The 19,919-nt window shown below is 35.6% G+C and carries 16 protein-coding genes and 2 rRNA genes; 10 read left to right on the top strand and 8 right to left on the bottom strand.

Annotated elements, in window-relative coordinates; translation table 11 throughout:
• Positions 1 to 85: 85 nt before the first annotated feature.
• A complete protein-coding gene (locus ACFELW_RS06340) occupies positions 86 to 469 on the top strand; it encodes an Rpn family recombination-promoting nuclease/putative transposase (protein ID WP_375329985.1) in 384 nt (127 codons plus the stop codon).
• Here ACFELW_RS06340 and ACFELW_RS06335 read toward each other — a convergent pair.
• A protein-coding gene (locus tag ACFELW_RS06335; RefSeq protein ID WP_375329687.1) for an IS5 family transposase occupies positions 457 to 1,220 on the bottom strand; the annotation gives its coding sequence in 2 pieces (ribosomal slippage) (positions 457 to 863 and positions 863 to 1,220; 765 coding nt in all). The two genes, ACFELW_RS06340 and ACFELW_RS06335, sit on opposite strands and share 13 nt — an antisense overlap.
• A 72-nt stretch (positions 1,221 to 1,292) precedes the next feature.
• Between ACFELW_RS06335 and ACFELW_RS06330 the strand changes: the two genes are divergently transcribed.
• From ACFELW_RS06330 to rrf, 4 genes are all read left to right on the top strand, one after another.
• On the top strand, positions 1,293 to 1,493 hold the full coding sequence (locus tag ACFELW_RS06330) for a palindromic element RPE2 domain-containing protein (protein ID WP_375329984.1): 201 nt from the start codon (positions 1,293 to 1,295) through the stop codon (positions 1,491 to 1,493).
• Positions 1,423 to 1,986, top strand: a complete 564-nt coding sequence (locus tag ACFELW_RS06325) for a hypothetical protein (protein WP_375329983.1) — start codon at positions 1,423 to 1,425, stop codon at positions 1,984 to 1,986. Before ACFELW_RS06330 ends, ACFELW_RS06325 begins: the two co-directional genes overlap by 71 nt.
• A 416-nt stretch (positions 1,987 to 2,402) precedes the next feature.
• Positions 2,403 to 5,162 (top strand): 23S ribosomal RNA (locus ACFELW_RS06320).
• Positions 5,163 to 5,417: 255 nt separating this feature from the next.
• Positions 5,418 to 5,532: ribosomal RNA gene (rrf, locus tag ACFELW_RS06315) — 5S ribosomal RNA — on the top strand.
• Between the two features lie 494 nt (positions 5,533 to 6,026).
• On the opposite strand, the gene ACFELW_RS06310 is transcribed toward rrf, so the two are convergent.
• On the bottom strand, positions 6,027 to 6,938 hold the full coding sequence (locus ACFELW_RS06310) for an aminotransferase class IV (RefSeq protein WP_375329982.1): 912 nt from the start codon (positions 6,936 to 6,938) through the stop codon (positions 6,027 to 6,029).
• 550 nt (positions 6,939 to 7,488) lie between these two features.
• Here ACFELW_RS06310 and ACFELW_RS06305 point away from each other — a divergent pair.
• Entirely contained in the window at positions 7,489 to 8,046 is a 558-nt protein-coding gene (locus tag ACFELW_RS06305; RefSeq protein ID WP_375329981.1) for a VUT family protein, read from the top strand.
• Positions 8,047 to 8,312: 266 nt separating this feature from the next.
• Here the strand turns inward: ACFELW_RS06305 and dut are convergent, their stop codons facing one another.
• The 5 genes from dut to ACFELW_RS06270 form a co-directional block, all read right to left on the bottom strand.
• The gene (gene dut, locus ACFELW_RS06300; RefSeq protein ID WP_341759421.1) at positions 8,313 to 8,753 is read right to left on the bottom strand and encodes a dUTP diphosphatase; all 441 of its coding nucleotides are present in this window, start codon (positions 8,751 to 8,753) and stop codon (positions 8,313 to 8,315) included.
• Between the two features lie 371 nt (positions 8,754 to 9,124).
• Positions 9,125 to 9,589 carry a peptidoglycan-associated lipoprotein Pal gene (gene pal, locus ACFELW_RS06290; RefSeq protein ID WP_375330533.1) on the bottom strand — a complete coding sequence of 155 codons (465 nt, stop codon included), beginning with the start codon at positions 9,587 to 9,589 and terminating at the stop codon, positions 9,125 to 9,127.
• A 287-nt stretch (positions 9,590 to 9,876) separates the two neighbouring features.
• Entirely contained in the window at positions 9,877 to 12,564 is a 2,688-nt protein-coding gene (gene alaS, locus ACFELW_RS06280; protein WP_375329980.1) for an alanine--tRNA ligase, read from the bottom strand.
• A 340-nt stretch (positions 12,565 to 12,904) separates the two neighbouring features.
• Positions 12,905 to 13,738, bottom strand: coding sequence for an oxygen-dependent coproporphyrinogen oxidase (gene hemF / locus ACFELW_RS06275; protein ID WP_375329979.1), 834 nt, complete (start codon positions 13,736 to 13,738; stop codon positions 12,905 to 12,907).
• A gap of 70 nt (positions 13,739 to 13,808) precedes the next feature.
• Positions 13,809 to 15,089: an MFS transporter gene (locus tag ACFELW_RS06270; RefSeq protein WP_375329978.1), complete on the bottom strand. Its 1,281-nt coding sequence runs from the start codon at positions 15,087 to 15,089 to the stop codon at positions 13,809 to 13,811.
• A 236-nt stretch (positions 15,090 to 15,325) separates the two neighbouring features.
• Between ACFELW_RS06270 and ACFELW_RS06265 the strand changes: the two genes are divergently transcribed.
• The 3 genes from ACFELW_RS06265 (at position 15,326) to ACFELW_RS06255 (ending at position 18,821) form a co-directional block, all read left to right on the top strand.
• Positions 15,326 to 16,909, top strand: coding sequence for a patatin-like phospholipase family protein (locus ACFELW_RS06265; RefSeq protein ID WP_375329977.1), 1,584 nt, complete (start codon positions 15,326 to 15,328; stop codon positions 16,907 to 16,909).
• 524 nt (positions 16,910 to 17,433) lie between these two features.
• The gene (locus ACFELW_RS06260) at positions 17,434 to 18,288 is read left to right on the top strand and encodes a cytochrome c oxidase subunit 3 (RefSeq protein ID WP_341759417.1); all 855 of its coding nucleotides are present in this window, start codon (positions 17,434 to 17,436) and stop codon (positions 18,286 to 18,288) included.
• A gap of 170 nt (positions 18,289 to 18,458) precedes the next feature.
• Positions 18,459 to 18,821, top strand: a complete 363-nt coding sequence (locus ACFELW_RS06255; RefSeq protein ID WP_375329976.1) for a TrbC/VirB2 family protein — start codon at positions 18,459 to 18,461, stop codon at positions 18,819 to 18,821.
• Between the two features lie 155 nt (positions 18,822 to 18,976).
• Here ACFELW_RS06255 and ACFELW_RS06250 read toward each other — a convergent pair whose 3' ends face one another.
• Positions 18,977 to 19,162: a hypothetical protein gene (locus ACFELW_RS06250; RefSeq protein ID WP_341759415.1), complete on the bottom strand. Its 186-nt coding sequence runs from the start codon at positions 19,160 to 19,162 to the stop codon at positions 18,977 to 18,979.
• 134 nt (positions 19,163 to 19,296) lie between these two features.
• On the opposite strand from ACFELW_RS06250, the gene ACFELW_RS06245 reads away from it, so the two are divergent.
• Positions 19,297 to 19,875, top strand: a complete 579-nt coding sequence (locus tag ACFELW_RS06245) for a ribonuclease HII (RefSeq protein WP_341759414.1) — start codon at positions 19,297 to 19,299, stop codon at positions 19,873 to 19,875.
• Positions 19,876 to 19,919: the final 44 nt, after the last annotated feature.

Here is a 19,919-nt window from a genome sequence, read left to right as displayed (position 1 = left end):
TTTTTTTTTTTTTTTGGATTGCCACGACCACTATGTGTTCTCGCTAATAGATGTGGGTAAGGTGAATATATAAGTAAATTTTATTATGACTTCAGACAAGCCAAAACATGACGAAATCTTTCGCAAATCTATGGAGAATCCAATAGTTGCTAAAGAGTTTTTGGCAACTCATTTGCCTAAAGATGTACTGGCTTTAATCGATAGCACAACTGTAAAATTAGAAAAAGATAGTTTTATTGAGCCAGACCTTTCTGAAACTATTTCAGATGTATTATTTTCTGTTAAGTTTAATGATCAGGATGGCTATATTTTTTTGTTATTGGAACATCAAAGTACTGTTGATAAAATGATGGCATTTAGGTTATTTAAATATATGATTAACATTTGTGATCTATATTTAACTACTAATCCTAAAGCTATAGTCAATTCAGGAGAATTTGGGGCTAGGGTGTGTCGTCACGAGATTTGAGCCCACATTAGTAAAGCCCTTAAACAAAGACCCGCCATGTATGATTTTGTATTTTTAGCATATCTTGTTGCTATACCACGCCATTCTTTAAATTTTTGAAATGTATTTTCAATAATGTGCCTTAGCTTATATAGATATTTATCTATCTCTCTTTGAATCTTCCTGTTTCTTTTTGATGGTATTACAGGAATTATGTTTGCATTCACAGCCGATTCTATTATGGCGTTTGTATCGTAAGCTTTATCAGCCATAAGATGTTGTGCCTCCATATTCTGGATTAACTCACAAGCTTGAGTACAATCATTTCTGGAACCTTCTGTAACAATAATTCTGACCGGCATACCATACGCATCCACGGCCATATGTACCTTTGTATTGAGCCCCCTTTTGTGCGACTAACCGTTTGATTCCCGCCTTTCGCTCCAAGTCCTGCTTTGTGAGTTTTTACAAATGTAGAATCTATCATTAACCATTCAAAATCAGGAGCATTTATAAAAATATTTAGCAAATTCTCCCATATCCCATTATCACGCCATCTACAGAATCTTCTGTGTACATTCTTCCAATTGCCATAATCAGGAGGCAAATCTCTCCATGGAGCTCCCGTTCTAAATATCCACATCACTGCATTTATAAAAGTTCTATTGTCTCTTGCAATACCTCCCCAACAACCTTTCTGACCAGGTAAATTACTTTCTATCTTATTCCAAAGCTCATCGCTTATATCATGTCTTCTATGTGCTAAACTCATTGCTTCTTATCGCCTATTTTTATTACTACAATTATAATAACAAATCACATAAAATTATGCAATCACAATCTCGTGACGACATACCCTAGGAACGATGGAGCGACGCCTATAAGTAATAGGCGAGCGACGAGTGACGACGTCCCCAACTTCTCATCAATTGACTATAAAAGCCTTCCATTAATTTATCCCTTAATACTTTATAATGGCAAGAAGAAATATAACGCATCGCTCAATATATGGAATTTATTTAGCCAGAGGCTTTTGGACAAATGATTGTCAGCTTATTAATGTACATGATATTCCTGATGAAGAACTTAAGGAAAAAGTATGGTCTGGGATTTTGTTATTTTTCCTCAAGCACATCCACGAACGTCAATTACTGAAAAGATGGCAAGAAATCTCTTATCTCTTGCCTAAATTGAGTAAAATAACAATAGGCTATGACCATATAAGAAATCTATTACAGTATACTTTGATCTTTATTGAGCAAAATGATAAAATAGAGTTAGAAAAAATATTAAAAAATAGTTTAACTAAAGAAAAAGGAGAAGAACTTATGCCTAGTATAGCTCAAGTATGGAAAGAAGAAGGGATAGAGATTGGGCTACAAGATGGTATCAAAATCGGAGAGGCTAAAGGTAGAGCCGAGGGTAGAGCCGAAGCAATGAAAGTTATAGCAAAAACTATGCTACTTAAACATAATACTATTAATGAGATCATTGAATTAACAGGCTTATCTAAAAAGCAAATCGAGAGACTAAAATAGACCTCTTGCAAAATTCTACTTCTGCTGATGCTTATGCGTAGGCGGGAATCTGGATACCGCACCGAAGTAGGTATGACATTAAATTGAGCAGGGACGGCACAAAATATAATTAATTATCGTAGGCAGTCTCCTGGCAATGTCAATTATTCGTTTTTATAATGGAGTATTTTTTGTTATTAGTTGTAACTTTAGCCTGCCTCCGGAATTATTTATAAAATAATGTTTGACATTGTTTTGAATAATCGGTATAAAACTTCACACAGGGTAAATAAATCCTGTAGCTGTTTGACAAGTTGATAAAGCTGAAAACTAAATACACACTGCGATTAATAAAAATTCTATGATCGCGAGTGGATACTGTAATGGTGCAGAATTAGTTCTGTACACATCGTACAATCTCAAGTTTGAAAAAATTAAAGTAAATAAAATAAGAGCATTTGGTGGATGCCTTGGCACTAGAAGGCGATGAAGGACGTAATACGCTGCGATAAGCTTCGGGGAGCTGCGAATAAGCTTTGATCCGAAGATTTCCGAATGGGGAAACCCATCTGCTTAGCAGGTATCGTATAGTGAATACATAGCTATGCGAAGCAAACCCAGCGAATTGAAATATCTTAGTAGCTGGAGGAAAGGACATCAACCGAGACTCCGTTAGTAGTGACGAGCGAACGCGGACCAGGCCAGTGGCTTCAGAATAAAAACTAGAACAACATGGAAAGGTTGGCCATAGAGGGTGATAGCCCCTTATAGGTAAAAAGTTTTGGAGTCCTTGAGTAAGGCGGGACACGTGAAATCCTGTTTGAACATAGGGGGACCACCCTCTAAGCCTAAGTACTCTCTAGTGACCGATAGTGAACAAGTACCGTGAGGGAAAGGTGAAAAGAACCCCGACAAGGGGAGTGAAATAGACCTGAAACCGAATGCTTACAAGCAGTCGGAGCAGACATTTATGTTCTGTGACGGCGTACCTTTTGTATAATGGGTCAGCGACTTAGTTTATCTAGCAAGCTTAAGCCGTTAGGTGTAGGCGTAGCGAAAGCGAGTCTGAATAGGGCGATTTTAGTTAGATGAATTAGACCCGAAACCGAGTGATCTAGCCATGGCCAGGTTGAAGGTGGAGTAATATCCGCTGAAGGACCGAACCCACTACTGTTGAAAAAGTAGGGGATGAGCTGTGGCTAGGGGTGAAAGGCTAATCAAACTCGGATATAGCTGGTTCTCCGCGAAATCTATTTAGGTAGAGCGTTATAGCGATTACCGTCGAAGGTAGAGCACTGGATGAGCTAGGGGGTCCTACAGACTTACCAAACTCAACCAAACTCCGAATGTCGACGAGTACAGCATAGCAGACAGACTGTGGGTGCTAAGGTCCATAGTCGAGAGGGAAAAAGCCCAGACCGCCATCTAAGGTCCCTAAATCATGACTAAGTGTTAAAGGATGTGGGAAAACCAAAACAACTAGGATGTTGGCTTAGAAGCAGCCATCATTTAAAGAAAGCGTAATAGCTCACTAGTCTAAATAAGTTTTCCTGCGCCAACAATGTAACGGGGCTCAAGTCATGTACCGAAGATGCGGATTTGCACTTTAATAGTGCAGATGGTAGCGGAGCGTTCCGTAAGCCTGTGAAGGTGAACTGTGAAGTTTGCTGGAGGTATCGGAAGTGAGAATGCTGACATAAGTAGCGATAAAGAATGTGAGAAACATTCTCGCCGAAAGTCCAAGGGTTCCTGCGTAAAGTTAATCTGCGCAGGCTTAGTCGGCTCCTAAGGTGAGGCTGAAAGGCGTAATCGATGGGAATCAGGTTAATATTCCTGAACCTGAGGGATGTGACGGAGATAGTAAATTGTATACGCTTATTGGATTGCGTGTGCGGTGAATATCTTCCAGGAAATAACACCCTCGTTAAAGACCGTACCCCAAACCGACACAGGTGGACAGGTAGAGTATACCTAGGCGCTTGAGAGAACGATGCTGAAGGAACTAGGCAAATTGCATCTGTAACTTCGGGAGAAGGATGACCTGTGAATGGGCAACCATTTATAGGTGGCACAAACTAGGGGGTAGCGACTGTTTATTAAAAACACAGGGCTCTGCAAAGTCAATAGACGAAGTATAGGGTCTGACGCCTGCCCAGTGCTGGAAGATTAAGAGGAGGGGTGCAAGCTCTGAATTGAAGTCCCAGTGAACGGCGGCCGTAACTATGACGGTCCTAAGGTAGCGAAATTCCTTGTCGGGTAAGTTCCGACCCGCACGAATGGCGTAACGATTTCCCCGCTGTCTCCAGTATCGACTCAGCGAAATTGAATTCTCCGTGAAGATGCGGAGTTCCCGCGGTTAGACGGAAAGACCCCGTGAACCTTTACTATAGCTTTGCACTGGTATTAGGAATTAGATGTGCAGGATAGGTGGGAGACTATGAAGCGGTGGCGCAAGCCACTGTGGAGTCACCCTTGAGATACCACCCTTTTGATTCTTGATATCTAACCGCGATCCTTGAATCAGGATCCGAGACAATGCATGGTGGGTAGTTTGACTGGGGCGGTCGCCTCCCAAAGAGTAACGGAGGCGCGCGATGGTTAGCTCAGGTTGGTCGGAAATCAACTATTAGAGTGCAATGGCATAAGCTAGCCTGACTGCGAGTCTGACAAGACGAGCAGAGACGAAAGTCGGTCATAGTGATCCGGTGGTCCCGAGTGGAAGGGCCATCGCTCAACGAATAAAAGGTACTCCGGGGATAACAGGCTGATGATTTCCAAGCGTCCATAGCGACGAAATCGTTTGGCACCTCGATGTCGGCTCATCACATCCTGGGGCTGGAGAAGGTCCCAAGGGTTCGGCTGTTCGCCGATTAAAGTGGTACGTGAGCTGGGTTTAGAACGTCGTGAGACAGTTTGGTCCCTATCTGCCGTGGGTGTAGGAAGTTTGAGAGGATCTGCCTTTAGTACGAGAGGACCGAGGTGGACGTACCTCTGGTGGACCAGTTGTCGCGCCAGCGGCATAGCTGGGTAGCTAAGTACGGAAAGGATAACCGCTGAATGCATCTAAGCAGGAAACCTACCTCAAAACTAGACTTCCCTATCAGAGCCGTGGAAGACCACCACGTTGATAGGCCAGGTGTGGAAGCACGGTAACGTGTGTAGCTAACTGGTACTAATAGCTCGATTGATTTACTTTGCTGAGGTTGTACTTTGTGTGCAGCATTAATTCTGTAAAAAACATACCAAGTTTTCAGTTTTATCAACAAATTACCAACTATACCTCTTGAAAACTCGCTTATGTGCAAGGATTTGAAGGAGACGCGGACTCAGAATCGCAGCGTACTATAATGTATGTGAGGATTCAGGTACCGCATCATTGTCCAAATTACCAGCAGAAGTAGAGTTGTAAAAGATATTTGTTGACTTATGATGTAAAAAATTTGTATTGCTAGCTTGGTGGTTATAGCACAAGTGAAACACCCGATCCCATACCGAACTCGAACGTGAAACCTTGTAGCGCTGATGGTACTATGCCCTGAGGCATGGGAGAGTAAGTCACTGCCAAGCTTGCAATACAAATTTTTAAAGCTATCTAGATTGGCGGTACTTCGTTATTGCGAGGAGCTACTTTAGTAGCAACGAAATAATCCAAGAAAATGATTGGGTTTAGATTGTTTTGCTGTTGCTTGCTAATAGACGAACATATAGCTAATCGGGTTAGCTATATGTTCATGGAACCTAGGGAACTTTGCAATAACTAAAGTATAATTCTATATTTAGCTCTTTTTAGCTGCGGATATACTCAAATGATTTGGATAATTGGAGCATAAAACAAGGGGTGAGCGAGCGGAGTGTACATTTGAGTGTGCGAATTCCCCGCAGTTTTACGTCCCAATTCTTCAAATCATTTGAGTATAAACATGATTTTCTTGCAATAGGTACGTTATTCCTTCAAAAATCATATTTATTCTCGTCAAAAAATAGCTCAAAATATAATTAATTAGTTATCGTAGGCAGCTTCTTAGAATAATTTCTTTTGGTAGACCTCCTTTACTGGACACTTACCAATCAAACCAAATACCAGAATATACAAATTCCCAATAAGTTTTAAGAAAGTTCATCGTAATAATTCCAGGTTTACCATCTGCAATTAAGTTATCATTAAGTTGAGTTACTGGTAATATTTTAGTTCTAGTACCAGTTAAGAATATTTCTTTTGCATTTAAAGCTTCTTGTACTGAAAAAGGTTTTTCTTCGAAATTTAAACGTTGCTTATAAGCAAATTCTTTTATAGTTTTCCTCACTATACCAGGTAAGATACTAAACCCTTCATAATGAGTTCTCAGTACTCCATTAGAATCAACTATCCAAACATTTGAGACTGTTCCTTCACTTATTTCTCCATTATCCTTTACCATTATAGCTTCAAAAGCATCATTTTCTGATGCTTTTTGACTTGCTAAAACAGTTGGTAATAACGCTAAGGATTTTAAGTCACTACGCTTCCAACGTTCATCAGGTACTGTTATTGCTTTAACTCCATTAACATAACCTTCATAACTATCATTAACAGGATTATAGCGGATTGGAAAATCATATGGTTTTACACTAATGATAGTCGTAGGTTTGGCTTCTTTCGGAAAAGGTCTGCTTCTTGGTGCTACTCCTCGTGTTACTTGTATATAAATATATCCTTCTTCTATTTCCTTTTCTTGTATATTATTCTTACTCATTAAATCACGTATGATATCTTTATACGCTTCATCACTTGAAAATGGTGGTACCATCCTGATAATAGAGAAAGATCGGTTAATCCTTTCTAAATGTTCTGATAATTTTACTGGATGAGCTAGGTGTATTGATATAACCTCATACACACCATCTGAAAATTGAAAACCTCTATCTAAAAAAGAAACCTTAGCTTCGTGTTCTAGGACATATTCCCCATTGTTGTAAAGGATAAATTTATTCATACTACTATATATTTTAAATCGAAAAAAACTAATATATTGTCTAAATATATAACATCCAGGTTTCTAGAGAGATATTGGAAGGCTCAAATGCTAGAGTTATAAGCATTGTAATGGCAATAGTAAATTTATCAACTTAAATCATATATTAGTGCCAATAACATTCTAAAATGATGGTAAATAAGACGAACCTTGACTTACAAAAAAACTGATTTTTTCATGGGTTCGTTTAGAAGCCGAGGGAATGATAAGTAATATAGTTTGTAAGCCAATGAATTCCATCAGGGCTATATGGTAAATTTAAAGTAATTTATTAACTATAAGTCGGATACATGGCTACATTCAATTCTTTTGCTGTTATATATTATTTTTTTTTCTTGGATTATCGGGTAGGTCTATACATGAAAAAAATAAGCAATATCGCAAAAATAATGAAAACAGCTATTAATGGATCATAAAAATCTGTTATACTTATAAATATAACAGATTTTAGAATAACTTGTTATTATAATTCAGGTTATCTAAGATTAGACCAAAAAAAGAGGAAAGGAATATGCACCATATTAATAATAAATTTTACATGCCATTAGTGACGTTACTTTGTATATTTACTTATTTATTAAATTTCTTTAATAAAATAGCTCAATGTTCTTTAGTATTTGTCTTTTTAACGTTAACTGTCAATATTATATCCGAGCTATATGGCAAGAAAAAAGCTATGATTGCTGTAGTGTTGAGTACGATAGTAAGCTTTGGTTTGTTATGGAATTTAGATTATTATATTAATGGTTATGCTATTAAGGGAGTTGTGTTTGCAGCTTTTGTTTCTGTATTGCTGTCAACATATTGTAGTACAAGTGTATTTTTACATCTCAAGTCATCATCAGCATATTCTTTTAATACTAGGAATTTTATTAGTTTGATAGTGTGTGCCATTGTAGATGGTGTTGTGATGTTAGGATTTTTTATAAATATATTCTCTACAAGTAGAGTTTTATCGATATTTTACCAAGAAGTATTATTTAAATGTATATATTCATTAGCAGTTTATATATGTATATTTAGCGGATTATCTCTAGTCCAAAAAATACATGACAATAATCTTACATGACAAAAAGATTAGGTGAGCGTTCACAGAGCCTAGTACTACAGTTGTAGATTGAATGTGAGCATTCACGATTTTTTTGTGATGAATAAAAAAACCTGATCACCAAGCGTCATTGCGAGGAGACCGTAAGGTCAACGAAGCAATCCATTTCTAATCACTTTCCTGGATTGCTTCGTCGGTCTGGCAACCTCCTCGCAATGACATCTTATACTTTAACCTTTTTTCCGTGAACACTCACATTCAATCTACAAATGTAGTACTAGTATAACTTAAAATTTTCCAGTCGAACCAAATCCACCAGAACCTCTAGGTGTCTCATCTAACAAATCCACCTCATCCCATAATATCTGTTCATATCTAGCGATAACCATCTGAGCAATTTTCATACCACGTTCAATTACAAAATCTTCCTTAGCATGATTAATTAAAACTACCTTTATCTCACCACGATAGTCGGCATCAATTGTACCAGGTGAATTTAGTACAGTAATGCCATGTTTTAGTGCTAAACCTGACCTTGGTCTGATTTGAGCTTCTAAATGAGTAGGTAAAGCTATGCAAATTCCTGTGGGTACTAACTTTACTTCTTGTGATTTTATAGTTATTGGCTCAATATTTGCTGCTATTAGATCCATACCACTACTCTGCTGGGTAGCATAACCAGGCAAAATGTCTACAGAATGTTCTAATCTTTTAACTTTAATGTTCATAAAGATAATATTTTTTATTTTTTTTAAATCTTAGATAAAAGATAATTATAGTCAATTCAGGAGAATTTGGGGCTAGGAACGATGGAGTGACGCCTATAAGTAATAGGCGAGCGACGAGTGACAACGTCCCCAACTTCTCATCAATTGACTATACTGTTAACAAAGGTGTAATTTGATAGCAGCAAAGGGAATTTTGTACGTCCTAAAAATCTATCACCCCTTATTAATCACATAAAAGAGATTTATTGAAAGATTATATTAAGATAATAGAAAAAGGGTCAACAATAAATATGCTGACCCTTTTATATATTTTTCTGCTCTAAAGAACTGGTTCTTGTTTAGTTCCAATTCTTTAAATCATTTAACATACCTTATTTTATAGAAGTTACAGCCCTACGGTTCTGTGCCCAAGCTGCTTCATTATCACCAGGAACAGCTGGTCTCTCTTTACCATAAGAGATAGTATCAAGTCTGCTCTCCTCAACTCCTAGATTATTAGCCAAGTATTTTCGAACAGCCTCTGCTCTTCTTTCACCAAGTGCCAAGTTATACTCTCTTGTCCCTCTCTCATCACAATGCCCTTCAATAGTGGCTGTCACTTTAGGATGGCTTTTTAACCAATTAGCTTGTTTACTTAGCTGTTCTTTTGCTTGAGGTGAAATATCTGATTTATTAAGAGCAAAAAACACCCTGTCACCAGCACGTCTTTCAAAATCAGAAGCTAGAGAACTTTCCTCAACTTCATTAGTTATACCCGTATCTATCGGTTTTTTCTTTGCACCACACCCAGAAAGCATAAATAGTGCTAAAAAAGCTATTGTGGTTTTTTTTAGTATCATAACAAACTCCTTAAATTATTAAATAAGCTACTGATTTACATTTGCCTAACAAAAAATTGTCAAACACCCATTGCCTGCATTATATACTATCATATCACTACTTAAAAGCATAAAATTATTCTAATATTACATTTTAAACTCTTTAGTATCTGTGTCAGAAATACCATATATCTATAGTCAATTGATGAGAAGTTGGTGACGTCGTCACTCGTCACTCGCCTATTACTTATAGGCGTCGCTCCATCGCTCCTAGCATCAACTTCTCCTGAATTGACTATAATCCGTTAAAGTTCTGATAACACCCCCTTTATCATATCTGGTAACTTTCCTAGTTTACTTACATCTGTACCACCTGCCTGAGCTATATTCGCTTGACCACCACCGCCACTACCGCCAAGGAATATAGATATTTCTTTAGCCAAATTACCAGCATGAACCTTATTACTGATTTTTTTACTAACAGCAACTGTAATTGATAATTTGCAAGTATTATGCCCTGTGCTACCACTAACCTCTTTAGATTTTTCCGGCATAGCTATGTATATAACTACAAGATTATCAGACTTATCAACTATTCGTTCAGCAGATAAGCGTAATATTTTACTATCTATATTATGTACTAGCTTGTAAACAAACTTTATATCGGAAACACTGACTGATTCTTTGGCAATCTGTTCAATATTCAAATCAAGCATCGAGACCTGCAGAGATACTAACTGATCTTCTAATTGTTTCTTACTAGCAATTAGACTATTAACCTTATCAATAAGTTCATTCTTACCTATTTTTAAAGCGGCAGATATATTTTCAATCATCGCATCATTCTGCCTAATTAGTTTTAAGACAAATTCACCGCAAACCGCTTCTATCCTCCGAACGCCAGCTGCAATAGCATTTTCACTGGTAATTTTAAACATCCCAATATCACCAGTTCTAGTAACATGTGTACCACCACATAACTCAAGTGAATTTAGTTCAAGCGAATTCATCGCTACCACCCGTACTTCAGAATCATATTTTTCACCAAATAAAGCCATAGCCCCTGCTTTAATAGCATCGTCTGTTGACATTAATGTTGTGGTAACTTTTGAATTATCAGTAATAATCTGATTTACTTTATCTTCTATCAAGATAATTTCTTTTTGGGTTAATGCCGCCATATGACTAATATCAAAACGTAAACGATCATATGCTACCAGCGATCCTTTCTGCGTTACGTGTTTACCAAGTACTTGATGTAATACTGCATGTAATATATGAGTTGCCGAATGATGAATTCTTAAATTATTACGATATTTGACATCAATAGCAAAATCGGCACTATCTCCAACCTTAATGGTGGTTCCTTCCTGCCAAATACATATATGAGCAATTATTGAACCAAGATATTTTACCGTATCTACTACTCTAATTTTACTGTTGCTAGATTTGATATAACCTATATCCCCCATCTGTCCACCAGATTCCCCATAAAAAGGAGTTTGATTACTAATTAAAATAAATCTCTCCTCATTAGTTTCTATAGTATCAACTAATTTATTATCTTTAATAAGAGCTAATATCTTACCTTCCGCCTCATTCAAATAATAACCCAAAAATTCGGTACTACCAAATTCTGCTTTAATATCAAACCACATCTTATCTGTTTTAGATTCATTCGAACCTAACCAAGATTTTCTTGCCCTGTCTTTTTGCTCTTGCATCTTATTATTAAAGCCATCAAGATCAATGGAGATTTGTTTAGATTTTAATATATCTTCAGTTAAATCGACAGGAAAGCCGTATGTATCATATAATTTAAAAACTATTTCTCCTGAAAGCTCTGAATTTTTACTAAGATGGTTTGTTTCATCATCAAGTAATTTAAGACCTCTTTCAAGAGTTGCTTTAAATCTTATTTCCTCTTGTTCCAGGATATTACTGGCAAAATCCTCAGCCCTTCTCAGTTCGGGATAAGTTGTTCCCATAATCTCTACTAATTTAGGAAGCAGTCTATACATTAAAGGTTCACTACTACCAAGTATATGGGCATGCCTCATACTTCGACGCATAATACGCCTAAGTACATATCCTCTACCTTCATTTGAGGGCATGATGCCATCACTAATTAAAAAAGCACAAGCTCGTAAATGATCTGCAATAACCCGGTAAGAAAACTTAGCCTCTCCTTCTACCTTAACTTTTACTATATTCTCGGTATAGGCGATTATTTCCTTAAATAAATCTGTGTCATAATTATTATAGACATTTTGCATCACAGCACTAATACGCTCCAACCCCATACCAGTATCAATGGATTTTTTAGGCAATTCAATCCTAGTATCACTATCGACTTGTTCAAATTGCATAAAGACCATATTCCAAATCTCAATGAAGCGATCACCATCTTGCTCTTGCGTTCCTGGCAACCCGCCTTGTATCTGCTCTCCATGATCATAAAAAATTTCTGAACATGGTCCACAAGGTCCAGTATCTCCCATTGACCAAAAATTATCAGTGGTTTTTATTTTAATAATTCGCTCATCGCTTAAATTAGCAATTTTTTTCCAATATGTAGCTGCTTCTTCATCAGTATAATAAACCGTTACATATAGTTTTTCTTTAGCTATAGCAAATTCCTTGGTTAAAAGATTCCAAGCATGATATATTGCTTCTTCCTTAAAATAATCACCAAAAGAAAAATTGCCCAACATTTCAAAGAATGTATGATGTCTTGCAGTATAACCAACATTCTCAAGATCATTATGCTTACCACCAGCCCGTAGTGATTTCTGACTAGTAACCGCTCTTTGATAATTTCTATTTTCCTGACCGGTAAAAACGTTTTTAAATTGTACCATCCCAGAATTAACAAACATTAAACTAGGATCATTATGAGGAATAAGAGAACTAGCTGGAATGTGTAAATGATTATTGGCAACAAAATAACTTATAAATTTATTTCTAATTTCTTCAGTGGTAAGTTTAGTCATGAGTAAATGATCCTTGGAAAAATATTTTGTCAACAGAACTTAGTATATATACTGAAAAACCTGTATTTTTCAAATTATGTGATGTCCTGCATTGTCATATATTAAGCATATCTGTGAGCATTCACGGAAAAAAGTACAAGACGTCATTGCGAGACTACGTAGTAGTCGAAGTAATCTATTCCTGACCATTTTTTGGATTGCCGCGTCGTCACAAAGCGACTCCTCGCAATGACACTTGGCAAATAGATTTTTTATTCATCATAAAAAACAGCAAAAAAACTGTGAATGCTCACGTATATCTTATCTTTTTTAACAATGCTTTCCTCTGAAAAATTATAGGCTACCAGCGTACCTCTGGAGGCAGAGACATTAATATTGCTTCAACATTACCGTCTGTCATTAAGCCAAATAATGTACCACGATCATATAATAAGTTAAACTCAACATATCTGCCTCGACGTACTAATTGATAATCTTTTTGTTCCTTGCTCCAAGGTAGAAACATTTTTGTTCTAACAATTTCAGGATATATTGTTAAAAATGCTTGTCCTACATCTTTAGTAAAAGAAAAATCATTGTTAAAATCTCCGGTATTTAAATAATCATAAAATATACCTCCTACTCCCCTTGGTTCATTCCGATGTTTTAAGTAAAAATATTCATCACATTGTTTTGTAAATTTATGATAATAATTTGGATCATGTTTATTACAAGCTTGTTTAAAAGCAGTATGAAATTTTGCTGTCTCATTCTTATCAGGATAAAATGGTGTTAGGTCGCCACCACCGCCAAACCAACGATTAGCAGTTTCGATATAGCGGGTGTTGAAATGCACTGCTGGTACTAATGGAGAAGTAAGGTGAGCGACGATAGAAATACCAGTAGCAAAAAATTTCCTACTATTTTCTGTACCTGGTATATTTTTACTAAATTCTGAAGATAATTCTCCAAAAACTGTAGAAATATTTACCCCAACTTTCTCAAATAAGTTGCCACGCATTATAGACATTACTCCACCACCACCGCTTTTTCTATCCCAGGGTGTTCGTATGAATTTTGCTGGTTCTAAACCTTTCGCCTTACTATATTCAAGCTCAATTTCTTCTAATTTGCTACATACTTGATCGCGTAAATCACTAAACCATGTTATCGTTTTTTCTTTATCAGTTGTCATAATTTTTCCAATTTATTTACATTATACCCCAAAATTTTCTTCCACTAATACTTTAAGTAAAAATAATTTCTCAATTTATTTCTCTCTTGTAGTTATTAGCCTTAATTAATCGTCTTATTTCATTTCTCATAAAATAAATGATAACTAAAAATATACTATAAATAGTTATAATATAAAAAGCAGGAGCATAAAACAAACCTGTTTCTTCAACAAGCCAACGCGAAATAACACTAGAAGTGCCACCAAACATGGCAATACCCAAATTGTAACTAAAAGCTACCCCAGAAAATTTTTGTTCAGGAGAAAATAACACTATAATGACACTATAGGCTGTTCCAGCTATTGACCCACCAAGAATACCCAAGATAGTTAGAGCAAAAATTTGTTGCCATATGGACGGTAATGACATAGATAATAGAGTAGGTAAAATTAGTATTAAGCCCGCTATACTTACTAAAACTAGCACCTTAAATTTTCCCATAATATCAGTTAATCCACCAAATAATGGCATAGATATCATTGCTATAAAGTTGGCATATAATAAATAAATAAGGGCAGTTGTATTATCAAAATGCATAACATCGCGGTAATACACATTGGTATAAGTTTTTATTAAATATGTGATACTACTAGCAACTGCCCCAATACAAAATGTTAAAAACATTGCCTTCCAAGCTGTCCTTACTACGTTGATAAAAGGAGCTTTTAAAGTTTTTTTCTGTTCAGCTAACATTTTAAAAATGGGAGTCTCTGATACACGAAGGCGTAAATAAAAGCCAACCAACCCCAGAACTCCACCTAATAAAAACGCGAAACGCCAGGCAAAGTCAAGATGATGAAAATATTGCTCAATAATAATTCCTACAAGAATAGCAATTAATGTACCAGCAATGTTTGAACCATTTACTAAACCAGCTGTAAAACCTGGGCGTAAATTTTGATGATGCTCTAGAATAAAAATAGCCGCTCCAGCACCTTCGCCACTAATACACAAACCTTGTAAGAGACGCATTATAATCAATATTATAGGTGCACAAATTCCTATACTAGAATAAGAAGGGATTAACCCCATAGTGAATGTTGGTATAGTCATACCAAGCATAGAAATAATCAAGGATATCCGCCTACCATATTTATCTGCAATATAACCAAAAAATATGCCGCCTATTGGTCTAGTAACAAACCCTACTGCAAATACACAGAGACTTAACATTATTTGCATAAATTCTGAACTTTCAGAAAAAAACGTACGACCAATCGTTAGTGAGAATACTGAGTATACTGTGAAATCGTAATATTCTAGTATATTTCCTGAAATTGCTGATAAAAAAACGGACTTAGGTTTACTCATCTATATCTTATCAATAAATTTAATTAAATCGGATTATAGACAACTTAACCAACTTATAAAGCGTAAAATAATTTTATTTTCTTGTGGTAAGTATCTTTAAAAAAATCTACACAACCAATTATATCATAACCTTATTTACCATATTATTGCAGTTTTGTCAACCCTTAGTTTCGCAGTAACATAATTGTTACTATATAATTAATTTTTATCTAATAATTAGCAACTTATTTCATCTATTGCTTGATTTTCTTAAACAAGATAGTTACTATGCTGTAATAAGCTATATAATATTTATTATTAAACTTAAATTTTATGAGGTTGTTATCATGCCAACATTACAAAAGATGTTTCTCTCGCTCTCAGGAGGCGGGATCAAAGGAGTCTCTCAGTTGATGGTGCTTGCAAAAATCGAAAAAATTACATGCATGCCTATATCTAAATTATTTGACGGTATTGCTGGTACTAGTGTCGGTGCAATAATTACAGTTGCATTGACACGCCCTAAAGAACCAGGCTCAACAGAACCGCTTTTTTCAGCAGAAAAAGTTTTAGAGATGTTTGAAAATAAAGCAGCTGAAATTTTTCCACCAAAGTTTGGAGGAGGGTTTCTTAAAATATTTAAGCATCAATATAGTCAAAAACCTCTTAAAGCAGCACTAGAAGAATATGCAGGTGATACTACTTTGGGAGATAGTGTAACTCGTGCTTTTATTTCTGCTTTTGACGTAAGTGGTAAAGAAGATAATCCTAATAAGTTTTGGGATAGTGATAACCCTGCTGACAAAGGTATTCTTGCAAAATGGGCAGCTCGTTGTAGTGCAGCTGCTCCTACCTATTTTAAACCTGTTATTGACGAAGATAATGGTACTGCTTTTGTTGATGGAGGGTTAGGGGCTAATCGTCCGGCTGCATCAATCCTAAAAAAGCTTAAAGAAGGATTAAATATTGAGCAACAAAGAGAAATGCTAAAAAACACGACAATTTGTGCTCTTAATTTTGAACCACCGGATATACCAAGAGAGATACCATCAAAAAAACTTGATGGTTCGATAGGTTGGGTAACTAAGGGAAACCTGGTGAATAAAATTCTGAGAGCTAATGAAAAGGATGCTACGGATGAAGTTAGGCGAGACCTATCGGAAGATGGACAATTTATAGAAATTGTACTTAATCTGCCAAAAGGATGTACGAAGTTAGATAATGTTAGTCCATCTAATATAGCTAAATTAAAAGAAGTTGGTAAGAAATATGTCGAAGATAATAAAGAATTGATTGAAAAGCTATGTGCAACATTGGTTAAGAATGTTCAAGCTAGAGAGGAAAGCTTAAAGCTTCATGAGGCACAAAGTGTTGAGGAGTCTAGTGTTCTTAGCGAGGATAAAGAGAACGATAATATTGACAAAAAAGGACAAGATAAGGATACTGTTAATACTCACGTAATATCAGAAGAATTTGAAGCAAAATTAGCGATAAACTTAAGTGAGAAGCAAGCTGAGTCTTTAAAAGAAGGCTTAATGAAATTATCACCCAAAGAATATGATGTTCTGCAAGTATTCTTAAAAGGATTAAATGACGCACAGCTTGTAGCTTTGTCTGCTCACCTGCCTTTAATTGCTGATGGCAATTTTAAAAATATCAATATATCTGAACTTAGTCATTTTCAGAATAAATTTCTTAAATTTTTTAGTTCAATGTTTGAACATGAAGATAATATTATTAATGATGCTATTAGCTGTGTTCAAGAATACCATAATGAAGAAGTAGCTTGTGATGGAAGGGGGTCAGAGATGGCACATTATTATGTTGATACGGTGTATTAATTGGGGTTGTCTATAAAGCTGTTCTCTAAGTGTCATTGCGAGCTGATGTATCCCCACGAAATTGTTGCAAAATAATGCGAGTTGCCAATTAATTGATTTTAGTAAACCCTAGACTTCACAAGGTTTGAAGAACATTTAATCAGGTCAAAAAATGCAATAAATTCTCAAAATTAGAAATTTTTTAAAATACATAGCGTTTTGATTATACTTTCCACGTGTCAAATAGTTCGTAAACTGCTTGACATCTAGGTTTCATGTAGCAAGAATTTCGTGGGGATACATCAGATTGCGAGGAGCCGCTTTGCGGCGGATGCGGCAATCCATAAACAAGCTTCATGGATTGCCACGCTCACGTATGTTTGCTCGCAATGACGCCAGAAATAGATGTTAGTTTACTATAGATAAATGCTAATCGGGTTAGTTATAACAAGTAAAATAAGATTATTTTGAAGACTATATCTTGATATTTATAGAAGATAGCATAGAATATACCAAGCAATAAATTGTTTATGAGTCTTTAATTTATGTTACATGGGTCTATTAAAAATAATAGTTTTGTTTCTGTACCAGGAAAACAGCATCCATTCCATCTTGTCGATCCCAGCCCTTGGCCCATTCTGACTGCATTTGCCTTATTGCTTTTAGCTATTGGTAGCATAATGTTTATGCATCAATATCGATTTGGAACATATGTTTTTGGGGTCGGTATTTTTTCGGTGATTTTTTGTTTATCTTCCTGGTGGAGAGATGTAATTAAAGAGGGATTAATTGGAAAACATCATACTGAGCCAGTAAGAATTGGCTTAAGGATAGGTATGGCATTATTTATCTTGTCAGAGATAATGTTTTTTGCAGCATTTTTTGGATCCTTTTTTAACGCAAGTCTTTTTCCTGTAGGATTGCTAGATGGTGTATGGGTAGTAAAGCCTGGTATATGGCCTCCTGCATCTATTCAAACATTTGATCCTTTTGACATCCCTTTTATTAATACATTGATTCTTTTATTATCTGGTACAACAGTAACATGGGCACATTATGCTGTTGAGGAAAATAATCAGAAAGATTGTGTAACAGCTCTTGGTTTGACCATAATATTGGGGATATTTTTTAGTTTAATGCAAGCTTACGAATATCATCATGCAACTTTTAAATTTAAAGACGGTATCTATTCTTCTAATTTTTATTTAGCAACCGGTTTTCATGGTACTCATGTAATAATTGGCACTATATTCTTAACTGTTTGTTATTATAGAGCACGAAGAGGTGATTTTGTTAAAGGCAATGGTCATTTAGGTTTTGAATTTGCCGCTTGGTACTGGCATTTTGTCGATGTAGTATGGTTATTTTTATTCACTTTTATATATGTTCTTGGGAAATAAATTTTAGAATTAACTAACTTGTAAAAATTGTGACTAAAACACCACGCAAGCCTGTATTCTCCGGCAATTATTCAACTAGATTGCAACTATTATTATATTAATCCTTGAATTGTAAAAAACTACCATATAGAATCAGCTGCATGTCTAATAATTCGTTAATGAGGTAAAACATGAATATTTATAGACCCTATTCTGAACAGTCTGATAATAACTTTGTCTTGCGTTTGCTGTTTGTTCTTTGCAGTGTTGCTCTGATTATTGCAGCATCAGATGTTTTTGCTGCTGCAGCTACTGCTGATCCAGTAGGTAATGTGTTGTGCAATATGATTAAAGTATTTCGTGGAAATACGGCTCGTGGTATAGCAGTTATTGGTATAGTTGTTCTAGGAATTCAAACTCTCAGAGGACAATTAAAATGGGAAGTGGCACTAGTTATTATAACTGGGGTTATAATATTGTTTAAAGCTCCTGAAATTATAAATATAGTAGCTGGTTCAAGTAATGAAACATGTGGTATTTCAACGATTACATAATAGTACCCTACATCTTTTTTACTATTTTTTATGATGAATAAAAAATCCGGTCACCAAGAGTCATTGCGAGGAGACAGTAAGGTTGACGAAGCAATCCAAAAAATGACCAGGAATGGATCAATTATGTTAGCAATAAAAATTTAAATAAATTTGGTTTAAATTTTTATTGCTTCTGCGGAGCTAGTTAAATCACGTAACTTAGCGTTTGCAATCACAATGATCTTCCGCATTAACGTTACCAGTGCAACTATTTTCTTTTTTCCTATATTGATCAGATTCTCATAAAATACTTTCAGTTCAGAGTTAGAGTTTATAGTGGCCATAGCAGCTACAAACAACATAGGTCTTACAAAATTTGCCCATGAGTTGTATACCTATACCCACTATACCTACCACTGTCATTAGATATTGGGGCAACTCCCACTAATGTAAAAATACTAAACTAATCAGGTTAGTTGTACAAATAAGAGGTATTATGTTTGAATTAGAACAAAAATATATTGGATTAGTAGCTGGAGTAGATGAAGCTGGTAGAGGACCGCTAGTTGGTCCTGTAGTGGCTGCATCTGTTATTATTGATCAAACAAAAATCATAAATGGTATCAAAGATTCCAAAAAACTTACTAGAGAAAGGAGGAATTTGTTATATGAACAAATAACTCAAAATTATATTTGGTCTGTTGGTATAGTGTATCACGATGAGATAGATATAATTAATATCCTTGAAGCAACTAAAAAGGCTTGTACTATATCAGTGGCAAATCTTTCTGTTAAACCGGATACAGTATTAATAGATGGTAACATGAAATTTAACGATCCAAGATTTATTAGTATAGTAAATGGCGATAATTTATCGATTTCTATTGGAGCAGCATCTATTATTGCAAAAGTTACTAGAGATCGTTTATTACTTGAATATGCCAAAGAATTTCCAGAATATATGTGGCACAAAAACTTCGGCTATGGGACGAAAGAGCATCTAAACGCTATAAGCCTTCATGGTCTTTCGTCTTACCATAGAAAAAGTTTTAAGGTAAAAAGCTTTCAATCATAAAACTAGGTTGTGAACGTTCACGGTTTTTTTGCTATTTTCTTATG

The sequence above is a fragment of the Candidatus Tisiphia endosymbiont of Nemotelus uliginosus genome (assembly GCF_964264755.1).
Classification (GTDB): domain Bacteria; phylum Pseudomonadota; class Alphaproteobacteria; order Rickettsiales; family Rickettsiaceae; genus Tisiphia.
This window is presented reverse-complemented; position numbering and strand designations above follow the sequence as displayed.